An 11,975-nucleotide genomic window follows, 5' to 3' on the forward strand; every position below is an offset into this window, starting at 1 on the left:
TTTCTGGCGAACGAATCCAGCTGATTTTCTAAACCGCCTTTGCGGCGGTGAACAAAATCTCGGTTACCTTTTGGGTGCACTTTTCTTTCTAAACCGCCTTTGCGGCGGTGAACGTTGGCGGATGGATCACCAACCATAATCTAAATTTCTAAACCGCCTTTGCGGCGGTGAACAGATTATTCAGCGTGCTGGCTACGGTGATTTTTTTCTAAACCGCCTTTGCGGCGGTGAACGTATCTGAAGCGATAGGCCGATTTTTATCTGATTTCTAAACCGCCTTTGCGGCGGTGAACACAATTTTCTTGCTGTTATCTGAAGGTAAAGCTTTCTAAACCGCCTTTGCGGCGGTGAACGACCATACACAACCCGGGTCACGTTTGGGGATTTTCTAAACCGCCTTTGCGGCGGTGAACCTAACGCATGGGCTTGAGGGTAAGTGCCCTATTTTCTAAACCGCCTTTGCGGCGGTGAACGCTTGCACTGTTCCTTTCCCTGTTGTCAAGTTTTTCTAAACCGCCTTTGCGGCGGTGAACTTTCGTCGCCATCATCGCAAGGCAAGGAACCATTTCTAAACCGCCTTTGCGGCGGTGAACGAAAATTTGGGATGGTGATATTTCGGTAGGTTTTTCTAAACCGCCTTTGCGGCGGTGAACGTATACTGTTGTGCCCGATTGATAATCGACGATTTCTAAACCGCCTTTGCGGCGGTGAACATCGAGCCGATAACCGTCCTCGATCCGTTAGCTTTCTAAACCGCCTTTGCGGCGGTGAACCTGAAGACGGAAGACTTGGGCGTCTTGACCATTTTCTAAACCGCCTTTGCGGCGGTGAACCTGGTATTCGTACAAACTGAAAATCAAGATTATTTCTAAACCGCCTTTGCGGCGGTGAACGAATTACTGGTTTTTCGACACTACAGTCATGATTTCTAAACCGCCTTTGCGGCGGTGAACTCATTCAAGCAAATGAAGTCTCTGTTCCGTCTTTTCTAAACCGCCTTTGCGGCGGTGAACTGCGACGGTGCCTGCCGTGTCGCCGCGGTACGTTTCTAAACCGCCTTTGCGGCGGTGAACAAAAGCAAAGTCTGATGCAAGACCGAGATCATTTTCTAAACCGCCTTTGCGGCGGTGAACAAATGATCTTAGAAAGCGTCTGCAAGGCAACTTTTCTAAACCGCCTTTGCGGCGGTGAACGTGAGTAGGATCTATCTTCAATTGCCGTTTGTTTTCTAAACCGCCTTTGCGGCGGTGAACATCAATCCCGGTTCGCTACCCACGACCTGATATTTCTAAACCGCCTTTGCGGCGGTGAACTCCAATCAGGATTAAACGCCGCGATGTTTTGATTTCTAAACCGCCTTTGCGGCGGTGAACCGAACGAACGACCCGCAATCCTTGATGTAAATTTTCTAAACCGCCTTTGCGGCGGTGAACCCAGCAGTTAGGCATTACACCGCACGAATACATTTCTAAACCGCCTTTGCGGCGGTGAACGCAGCAACAACAAATCAACCTTGTCATTAATCTTTCTAAACCGCCTTTGCGGCGGTGAACAATAATTTAAAGCTTGCAGATGTGCAGCAACTTTTCTAAACCGCCTTTGCGGCGGTGAACTTCACTCGTTGTCAGCAACGCTTGAGCGTTTATTTCTAAACCGCCTTTGCGGCGGTGAACATACCGTCAACATTAGCCAAAACCACCATACATTTCTAAACCGCCTTTGCGGCGGTGAACAAGGCGACGGTAGTCCGGTTTCGGTCATGCTTTTTCTAAACCGCCTTTGCGGCGGTGAACCGCCCCAACATGTAGCCGCTGGCATTTGGGAATTTCTAAACCGCCTTTGCGGCGGTGAACCCGTTCCCTGGCTTGTTTTTCTAAATGTTACCTTTCTAAACCGCCTTTGCGGCGGTGAACCTAAATGTTATTTTTGGATTAAAGGGTTTGATTTTCTAAACCGCCTTTGCGGCGGTGAACGAGATACTAGACCTTTCTTGTAAGTGCTTTCCTTTCTAAACCGCCTTTGCGGCGGTGAACAAACTTGCGCTATAGCAAGGGGATCACCGGCATTTCTAAACCGCCTTTGCGGCGGTGAACTGTACGATTCTGCTATAGCAGCCGCACGACTGTTTCTAAACCGCCTTTGCGGCGGTGAACTTGCTTTGCATGGCAGTTACATCTTTTTCAATTTTCTAAACCGCCTTTGCGGCGGTGAACTAATCACCGCGTCTACAGTGTCAACTGCCGATTTTCTAAACCGCCTTTGCGGCGGTGAACCAGGCGTGCTGTTTGAAGAGCGCCAACTGGCTTTTCTAAACCGCCTTTGCGGCGGTGAACAATTTACAATCGGCTGGTTTCTTTTAACTCAATTTCTAAACCGCCTTTGCGGCGGTGAACGATGATTCAGATCGGAGCGATGCCTCTGTTTGTTTCTAAACCGCCTTTGCGGCGGTGAACAGGAGTTTAACAAACTAAAAAGCGCGTTGCAGCGGCGCCTGGCTCAAAGAAATCCTTCTTTGACCTATGTTTTCGACACCACACACAACGCGTTGATTTTACTTCAATTTGTTAAAGAGCCAATTTTATTGGTTAAAAATGGGGTAAGGCGGTGTTCTTGCCTAATCCATAGCTACCAAAATCTGCTGTCGCTTCAGCAGATGCTTCTGCGCACCAGGTTCGCTCAATAAACAAGCGAAACTGCTGATCACCACTAAGACTTTGCATTTGAATAAATGGCGCTTTCAGATATTTCGGTTGAAAGTCCTGATAATGTGCCATGGCTTGTTCAAGCTCGATGTTGTGCCGCTTGGCATAGCGCCGGGCTAATCGTTCAACACCCGTTTTACTACGTTGACGGGAGTAGCAAACATACTTTTCTACTTTTTCTGGCACATCGCGCACCGATGAAATATGCACATAATCCATTAAGCGATCTAGCCACTGCGACAAATCAAGCGCATGTAAGTCTGCAGAATCTATCGCCATCAGCCGCAGCTTATTACCCAGTCCATGTACACGATAACCAGGAAATGCTAAAGCAACTGGTTGCACGCCCTTGGCATTATTTAACTCAGCAAGTGCCAAATGAATCTGCTGGAACATTTTCTGCCACAGAAAATTTTGGCCAATGTCATCGCTGGGTAGCAAAGTCAGATCAATATAGACTTTCATAGCGACTCCTATTTATCGCTTTCGCCAAACACGCCACCACGAACCAGAACTGCCATTACATAATGCTCGTCCTCAGTGCGTGACAACTGTTCACCGCGCGCCCAGTTATCAAACAAGCTATAAAAGTCTTGCTTTTCTTTTGGGGTTCTAAAGGCTCTACCCAGGTTAGTTACCGCACCAAAAGGCTCAATCGCAATCGGCCCGGCACTTTGTTCAACATCGGTAAATTCTGGATACCAGGTGTCGATGGTTCGCAAAGCATTACCCAGCTTTTGTGAGTGCATCGCTGCCATATTTTCTACTGAATAGAGAACCTTACTCTTGCTGCCTTTACCTTTATCCAGCACCAGCTCTTCACTTGGATAAACTTCCTGAGCTTTGCCCACTTTGGCATAACAGCAAATATCCAGCATCAAAAAATCATCATCACTGGCAAGCGCTTTTGCCATATGCGCGGCCAAGTCATTTACTTGATTATCATCAGCATCAAAATGACGCGTAGTAAATTCAGTTGCATCGAATTTCCATTGCTTTTTCTCACCGTTTAATGCGTTAACCACGACTTCAATTTTTTCTGCACCGACCCGGTTACGCCATAAATAACGCGCATTAGCCAAGTTCAGTGCATAGCGGCGCGCCAGCTCACCAAAAGCTTCTTTTTCAATATAGGTTCGCGCGGCTTTAGCATAACTTTGTTTAAATGCTGCGTTATTACAGGCTGATGGCTGACAAATACCACCAAGCACTTTTAAGGTAAAGTGCAGCTTGAGGGTATCTTGCTCTGGTGCCAGCGAGCAGGCATCAACTGTTTGTAAATTCGCTTTTTCTACTTCAGCATTTAATTTGGCCGGGTCTTTTTGAACAGCTGGTTTTTGACGATTGGAAATAGTGCCGCGAACTGATTTTTCCTGAAGTTTTAATGGTGTAGTTTGTTCAGCACGTACATCCCAGCAGGTGCCGTACATGTAACCATCAGAAGGCACTAGTTTTTTCTCAAACGCCAGTACCGATGCAATATTTTCTTTTTTAGCCATGATATTTCTCCTTGAATTAAAAACCGTCAGCTTCTGGCGCTTGTTGGCATAAATAAACGTTATTGGTTAAATCTGTTTCGTAATACCAGAGCAAATCACTGGCCTGCTCTAGCTGATAGGGCATTTTAAATTCACCTAGCGTCACCAGACTTTCAGCAAATCGGTGTGGTGCATCAGTGTCTCGCTGGTTTTTGGCTTGCCCCAATGGGCTGATTGCATGAAACCCTGTGGCAATGGGAACCAGCCATCCCTTAGCATTCTCTTTACGCTGACGTGACCAGATAACTTTTGCTTTTTCATCTGGCGGGTTTTGATCGTCGACCTCCGCTGGCTGGCAATGATTTTCAACTTGGAGATAACCAATCAAAGCATCCAAAGCATCTTCGCCCTGCTCCATCGCTTCAACCATCAGGTCTCGCCGTTCAACAATCGCATAACCTGGCATTAACTGATTTCTAAACTGAGTAAAATCATTGGCAATAAATGGTGTTTGAAATTGTAAAATGTCGCCACCGGCAATTTTCATTCGCGCATTAAGTAAATGCTGAACACCTTCTATAAGCTGGTTTTGTTGCTCACCGGTCATTGCCGATATTTCAATCACCAAGCTAACCGTTAAATGGCAGCGTGCCTCTTCAATAAATGCCGGGCGATTACCATTTTTATCTAGTGGGTTAGCGGTACCAATAATCGAGTGAACAAAGTCACCCGCCCCCTGATAGGTTTGCAAATCAAACGCATGGCTCACCACACCTACCGCAGAAAATTCTGCTGTAATCGATTGCTGATTGAGCTTTCGCTGCAAAGCATGCACCGCACCCAACCAAGCCGTCATCGCAGGAAAACCAACAGTAAAAGGGCTGGATAACGCATTGGCGTTATGCACCTTGATTCTGGGAATAACCAGATAGTCACTACTCATCGCAATGCCTCCCGATATTGTTCAACAAAGGCATGAATGAATTGAATTTCTGCATCGCCTAGCGTGCAGTGATCTTTATTGATTTTTCGATAACCCTGAATAATCCAGCGACTGATTTGCTCCAGTACGTTATCCATCCAATCATTTGTTTCTTCTGGCTTTGAAACTTCTACGCCTAACCATTTTTTTTGCCACAAAGGTAATTGCGAAGTGGCTGTAGAAAACTGCTCACCAGCCACGGCTCTGGCTTGCCACATTGCCTGAATAATCACATCAGTAATCTGTTGCAGTCGGTTGTCTCGTCTTGAACGCAGGTTTTTCAGTGGAATAACCGATTCAGCCGAATGGGTCACAAAGATTTTATGTAAGGCAATAAATGCCTCTTTTGCCTGATAAGGTGAAACTGCCTGCTGAAAAAAATCTCGGGTCGGAAAATTAAAATCCCGCTGCTGCAGATTCGGTGGAACAGACAACAACAAATGTGCTTTGCCACCATTTTGATTATTCAACACACTGATATTTTGCGGTTTAGTGCCGCCATAGCCAATGGTGGTTAAACCATAAATTTCAGAAAATGATTGTTCGAAAAACGCTTTGTTACGACGTTTGTCTCTTGCCTGCTTTAGCTCATCTTTGGTCAGATATTTTTTCCGGTCATCATCCGACATTTTTTCTGGTTCGAGCCCGAACCGCAATGCATCTAACCGACGACGCATTTCAAATACAATGCCCGAATTAGTGAGTATCGACAGCTGGTGATAACCCTCGGCTGCCGTGTCATCAGGAATTGGGAAAAAAACCTGTTTGATTTTAGAGCTAGTAACCTGTTCAGTGGCAGCTGCCGTCATTGCCAAAAAACCATCTCGCAGCTCAGCATAAGATTTGCTTTTGATATTCAACAGCGACTGAGCCAGTTCGGTTTCTTGTTCAATATGCTGCAATAAACTCTGGCCATCTTGCATTTCTAACGAAAGAAACGAGTCAATATCTAATGCAGCTGCATTACCTAATGAATCTAACCTCAATGATGATTCAACATTCCCACTGCGTAAGAAACCGTCATTACTCAATCCAGAGTAATAAATTATCGGCGTAACATACGTGTATTTTTTCTTGTTACTTTCGCTGATCCCTGTTGCAGAATGACTGAAAGTACTTGGATGCGTAGAAAAAGCTCTTTGCATCGAACGCTTTGCTGCATCAGGCAACCATTGTTCAAATGAAAACTTTTCCTCCCCTTCCGTAATTTTTTGTTGTTGCTGTAAATCATCTACAGATGATTTAATTGCTTTTTTTAACCAGGCGTCTTTACGTTCTTCAAAAAACGCCTTAATTGCCGGATCTGGCATGGGATCCTCCCTTATATTGAATACTTGGGTCGAGGAAAATTAAATGTCTTTAAACAGCCCTAGCTGATCGTTGTACAGCCATTGGCTTTTTGAATCTCTCATCGTCAATTCGCCATAACGCACGCTGGCGTAGTAACGACTAATGCTTTGTTTTTCAGCTTGCTGCTCAATGAGCAATAGATAATCTCGACTCAACCACAATCGCTGAGTTTGTTGTAACCCAAGAGAATATCTTTCTATATTTTGTGACTTTTCAACATTGGATAGCTCACCATCTTCTGTGCGAACCGGCTTACCAGCATCATCCTTTTCAATAAAGAAAATTTCTTCATCTTCAGACATCGCCAAATAAAGTTGAATGCCGGGCTCACTTCTTCTAAAGCGGATTTTTTGTTGGCAAATACTGCTTAAAAACCAGTATTGGGTCAGATAACCATCTAATGTGTCAGGCTTGCTGTCATGATTGGAAGTTAAGTCATTTTGAATCGAAGCATGCTCTAATTGAGCTAACCCACTGCTTTTATCTGTGCTGTCAATACGGGTAGTTGCATCAAACCGTTCTGCAATTACCGATTCATCAAGGAGTTTTTCGAGGTTGTGAGAATTGCATCTTAACGGCTTTTCTCGTCGGCCAATTTTAATTGTTTTGCCGGTTTCATAACCCGGCTTTTTGAAATAACACGCTTTGGCCTTATCTCCATCTTCCAACGCTTTCCAGTTGTATTGCAAAATACCAATATTCGGTTTCTCGGTGGCTGTTTTGCGATGGCGACGTACTCGGCCAGCCATTTGCACCAGTGAGCGATATGAAGATGGTTCAATTACTGCCCAGTCAAAATCATGATCTCTACCCACTTCTTCTACCGGCGTTGCTACCAATATAAAAACCAGTTGTTTAGCACTTTGCTTTTTAGCTGTAACAATATGCTGCTGAATTACTGAATTATCTAAAGCTTGCGGTTGCTCACCTGCTTTTTCTTTGCGCTTTAATACCTGATCTAAATGTTGCTCTTGGGCATTGCGCAGCAACAACACTTGCTGACTGTGATAGGGCATTACACGCAAGCAGTAATCTGAATCAATTTGGCAATCAAGTAAAAAACGAGTTAACGATAATGCAAAAGAAATATTGGCACAGCGCACAACACCGAATGAAATATTCAGGCCAAAAGAACGATCAGACTCTGATGCGGGGTCTTTCCAGCTATGCTGCTGATGCAGGTTAATCGCAGCATCTAAAATAGTTTGCTGGTAGCCTTCCAGCTTTTCTGGTTGCTGCAAATTTAACAGTTTTTCAGCCTTAATAATGATGGCTTTTCGCTTGGCAATTTCGGTTGCCAATTTAGTTACACGGGCATTAATAAATGTTTGATGATGTGCCTGATACTGTTTTAACAGTTCAGTATTATCTGGTTGATAAACGCTTTCGACGGAGGTTTTAAATTCATCAATCCAGGCGCAACCCACTTTACTGCTTCTGTTGCGCATTTTTGCGAACATCTGCCAGCCTGCCTGATAGGCTTTGAAATAACCCTCGGCCATTGCCGGTGGAATGGTTGCTGATGAAATCATTACCTTGCGGCCTAACATACCCGCCAAATGAATCAGCCAACCAATGGCAATTGAATCTTCACCGGTAAAATCATCAATCTCATCTATGACCAGATCAGACGACAATAAACGCAAGCTGGGTAAAATATATCGTCCACCACGGCTTGAAGTGACCGCAGACATTAAATGGTCAATGGTGCATGCTAAAACCGGAGCGTGGAAAAACGCTTGGTCTTTTTCATTTTTTAAAACGGTTTGCAAGCCGTCTTCAGGAATTTCTCCGTCGTAAATCACTTGGTCTTGCGAAGCCAGCATTGGCTGCGCGGATTCAGAACCCGTTTGTTGAAATACATCATCTAAGCTTTCTGCTTTTGCGCTTTGGTGCAGTTCCTTAACCGCTTTAGAACCAATCAACACGGCTAAATCTGCACCATCGGTTTTACTGAATATTTTTTGTCGGTACTCATCGCCGGTTTGCAACGTCAGGGTTCGCAGCCCAAGCGCCAAAATATAACGCAGACTATCGCCATCATTAGATAGCACTCGCATTACCTTGGCATTGGCAAAAGTTTTACCACAACCAGTGCTGGCCATATTAACCGCGAAGAAACCCTGTTTTTGATAGTCTGCTTCAGATTTCTGCCAGGCTTTTATCTGCTGCACTGCTTTGTCTTGCCACTGAAAATCTTGCGGGCTGCGTTTTTTTAACTTGGCAGTATCGCTGCTCTTTAATGATCGATTTTCAATCATTGGCAGTAATCGGGTATTGCTTTTACTGGCGTCGCACACGCCCAACAAATGCTGATCAAGATACTGATTGGGTTCGCTGGTTTTATAGAAACCTTTTTTATTATCCGCCTGATAACTGCGAGTATTGGCTACCAGATTTTTCTCACCGTGCCATTTCCCACTAACCTGCTGTGATGAATAGCAATGATCTGCCAGCATCAAACTTAACCGACAGTGATGCAGCAATAATCGGATCGATCCATCGTCAGCAACTTGTTCTAGCTGTGCTTGTAACGTTATTAACTTGCTAGCCCAGCGTTTTACCTGTTTTAACCACAGTTTTGCTTCGCTTAACACGCCAAATTCAAAACCCAGACAGGCTTGTAAGGTCTGGCTGGCTTTGGGGTTAAAATATCCCCAGTTTTTATCCATCTGATCGAGCAAATCAGAAAAGGTGGGCGAGATCGCGGCGGTGGTATCTTGATAAGGCAAGCGGTGGTGAGACAACACCAACCAGCTGATGACTTGCGCCATCAACGGCAAATCTTTTAAGGGCTTTTCTAATGTTGTATTCGTCTCGACCCTATTCAGTTGCAGTAGCTGACCATTTGCAAACAACTCCAACCATGATTGATCACTGGAAGCATCTGTTTGCTCAATTAAAATTCTGAATAATAAACAGGAGATAAATTCATGGCGTAATGCATCGCCTTGTGGCTTTCCTGAGTCCGCTTTTAACTTGCTCTGAAATTGCTGATTCGCTTTACCCCAATCATGGAGTAATGCCGCTAGCGCGGTCAAAGCTTGAATTAGTGGTAAATAGATCCAGTCTTCAGCGTCATCTCGTAGTGTTCGATTCACCTGAGTGGTATTCACTGGCACTCGACCTTGCAGATTAAAAGCATCTTTTCGCCCCACCACCCACATAAGCTCTGTTGAAGAACGTGACCGATAACGATGACAACTCACTGCGGTATTTTTACTAGCGGTTTTTCTCAGCAGTTTACGCACCGCTTGCAAGCCTTCTTCGGTAATTACGGTTTGCCAGGTGTTATCACCAATTCGATCGGCAAAGGCATCGAGTACTCGGCGAGTTTTCTTCAGCGCATTCTTTTGGCATTGAGATACAAAGGTCACCATCATGGCTGGGTTATCTCAGCACAATCATCTAACTCATCCCAGCTCTGGTTTAACGCTGCCCGCTGAACTTCAGCAAACATAAAATCCAGGGCTTTATGGTCAGTGAATGCTTGCAAACATTGCTGACGGAATTGTTGCTCAGTCGCACCATCCTTAGCGCAAATAAACGCCCAGGGCAGTATTAAGGTGTCTTTGATCAAATCTGCGACATCAAACACCAAAGCCCCTCTTCTGGTTTTGCCGTGAACCACTGCAAAACCATGGGGAATACCGAGCACCCACAATGTGGTTGCTGCCAAACCATAAGCCAGGTAGTTACCGTGGTTTAAAAAAGCATTGGCGTTGTCTTCACCATCTCGGGTTCGGACAAATTCGCCATATTTGGTGCAGGTAGCGGCAATTTTATATAGCTGCTTGGTAACTCGGGCTTCATGTTGTAGCAAGTGCCCTACATTTGCTGCTTGTGCGACTGCTTTTGGGTAATGGTTTAACAGAGACTCCATTTGCGGGTCATCCAGATGAAAACCGGCTTGTTGTAAATCACGGTCTTTACCCCAAACTTTTTTCATATACTGCAAACGCGCTATTTGAAACTGTTTGGCAGTGTGTAAGCGCTTAGCTTCATCAAACCAGAAGCCTACCCAACCTTGCAAAAACTCAGTCGGTCGGTACTCACTTTGCGGTGATAACCACTCGACTTCATTAGCCGCCAGTAGCGGTGTACCGCCACCACCGCAAAACCCGATCAGCACACCCGCTGAAGCCAGCATTCGCACTGCGGCCTGGGTAATTGAGGTTCCGGTTCCCAATAAGATGCACGTGGTATTGGCAATTGGGATATTCCAATACTGATTCTGTTTTTCAGCCTCTGTGAGATAGAGCACTCGGCCATCTTTTTGCATCACCCGGCATTTATCCAGGTAATAGATATTGGCGCGCTTCGAGTGAAGAATTGCTTTAAGGTCAGTGAGTGCTTCCATTGCTTCTTTCCTTACTTCTTTCATGAACGACAGCCAGATGAATAACCTGATTAAAACAACCTACTGCATTCATTACTACAACTGTACAAATACACATGTAAAATTTCTTTACACACTAAACAAGCAAATAAGTGAACTTGGCTTTCACCGCGCTAGCAGCCATTTAATTTGGCCACCAAGGTTGCAGCCGTTGACGGCATTCTGAAGATAGGGTGATTTGTTGTATTTGCGGGTGATCATGCAACCCTTTAAGTCGCATTTGGTTGATGTGGTAAATAAGTAGCGCTGCTCGAATGTGGATCACTTTATGGTGCTGGCCACTGGCATCTTTTTGCATGGCATAGTCAAGCGCAATAATGGCTTGGCGCTGTGGGTCTAATCTTTGGTCGGGAATAATTTCCAGTTCTAATAGTTGGTTCCATTGTTTATCTTCAGCTGAGCCATGTTGGCTGGGGCCTTCTAAATAGTGAATCTGCTGAATTCGCGATAAAACAAAGTCGCGGAAGGCTTTTCTCTTTTCACACCACGCACGAACATGCCAACGCTGGCCATCAAAAATCAAGCTGTGAGGGCTGATAATACGTTCATTGAACTGCGGGTTGCTTAGAGATGCATATTGAATATCGATGCGCTGTTGCTGGCGAATCGCTTGTAGAATAGGCCGAATGTTGTGTGGTTGAACATTCCTTTGCAAGCCGTGTAGTACCACGCTATGGCCAAAATCATTAGAACTCGGCTGCCTATCGACTACCTGCTCTGGCATAAACTGATGACAATAATCAGATAAATTTGAACAGCTTAGGTGTTCTTTAAACTGATCGCAGGCGAGATAAGTTTTTCGTTGATTGTCGTAAAACATATTCTGCGGGTAACGACTTTTGTACTGCTTGATTAGCGCTGAAGCACTTTGGCGGGATATTGATAACTTTTCAGTCAAATCACTACTGTTCAATTGCCCTTGCCACTTTAAAAGCATTTCAATTAGTTGCAGCTGGTAATGATGTTTATCCAGACAAGGCATATTGTTTTCCTTTAGATGACTAAATCAGATAAATTGCATCAAAAAAAAGCTCCTTTGACGCTATTGCGTCAAAACGCCACAA

Annotated in this window: 7 protein-coding genes and 1 CRISPR repeat array (1 of these 8 cut by a window edge); all 7 genes read right to left on the reverse strand. The window is 44.8% G+C overall.

Features of this window, described 5'->3' with window-relative positions:
- Positions 1-2,453: a CRISPR direct-repeat array (repeat unit 28 nt; unit sequence TTTCTAAACCGCCTTTGCGGCGGTGAAC); it begins 6,579 nt to the left of the window's first position.
- A 132-nt stretch (positions 2,454-2,585) separates the two neighbouring features.
- On the reverse strand, positions 2,586-3,167 hold the full coding sequence (gene cas6f, locus DC094_RS10695) for a type I-F CRISPR-associated endoribonuclease Cas6/Csy4 (protein WP_116687093.1): 582 nt from the start codon (positions 3,165-3,167) through the stop codon (positions 2,586-2,588).
- Between the two features lie 8 nt (positions 3,168-3,175).
- A complete protein-coding gene (gene csy3 / locus DC094_RS10700; RefSeq protein WP_116687094.1) occupies positions 3,176-4,201 on the reverse strand; it encodes a type I-F CRISPR-associated protein Csy3 in 1,026 nt (341 codons plus the stop codon).
- Positions 4,202-4,217: 16 nt separating this feature from the next.
- Positions 4,218-5,123: a type I-F CRISPR-associated protein Csy2 gene (gene csy2, locus DC094_RS10705; protein ID WP_116687095.1), complete on the reverse strand. Its 906-nt coding sequence runs from the start codon at positions 5,121-5,123 to the stop codon at positions 4,218-4,220.
- Positions 5,120-6,472 (reverse strand): type I-F CRISPR-associated protein Csy1, encoded by a 1,353-nt coding sequence (locus DC094_RS10710; RefSeq protein WP_116687096.1) that lies wholly within the window; start codon positions 6,470-6,472, stop codon positions 5,120-5,122. Before DC094_RS10710 ends, csy2 begins: the two co-directional genes overlap by 4 nt.
- 39 nt (positions 6,473-6,511) lie before the next feature.
- A complete protein-coding gene (gene cas3f / locus DC094_RS10715; protein ID WP_116687097.1) occupies positions 6,512-9,895 on the reverse strand; it encodes a type I-F CRISPR-associated helicase Cas3f in 3,384 nt (1,127 codons plus the stop codon).
- Positions 9,892-10,896, reverse strand: coding sequence for a type I-F CRISPR-associated endonuclease Cas1f (gene cas1f, locus DC094_RS10720; RefSeq protein ID WP_241504023.1), 1,005 nt, complete (start codon positions 10,894-10,896; stop codon positions 9,892-9,894). The genes cas3f and cas1f overlap by 4 nt, the downstream gene beginning before the upstream one ends.
- A gap of 139 nt (positions 10,897-11,035) precedes the next feature.
- Positions 11,036-11,893: a helix-turn-helix transcriptional regulator gene (locus tag DC094_RS10725; protein WP_116687099.1), complete on the reverse strand. Its 858-nt coding sequence runs from the start codon at positions 11,891-11,893 to the stop codon at positions 11,036-11,038.
- Positions 11,894-11,975 lie beyond the last annotated feature (82 nt).

It is taken from the genome of Pelagibaculum spongiae, from assembly GCF_003097315.1.
In the GTDB taxonomy this organism is placed as follows: Bacteria; Pseudomonadota; Gammaproteobacteria; order Enterobacterales; family Pelagibaculaceae; genus Pelagibaculum; species Pelagibaculum spongiae.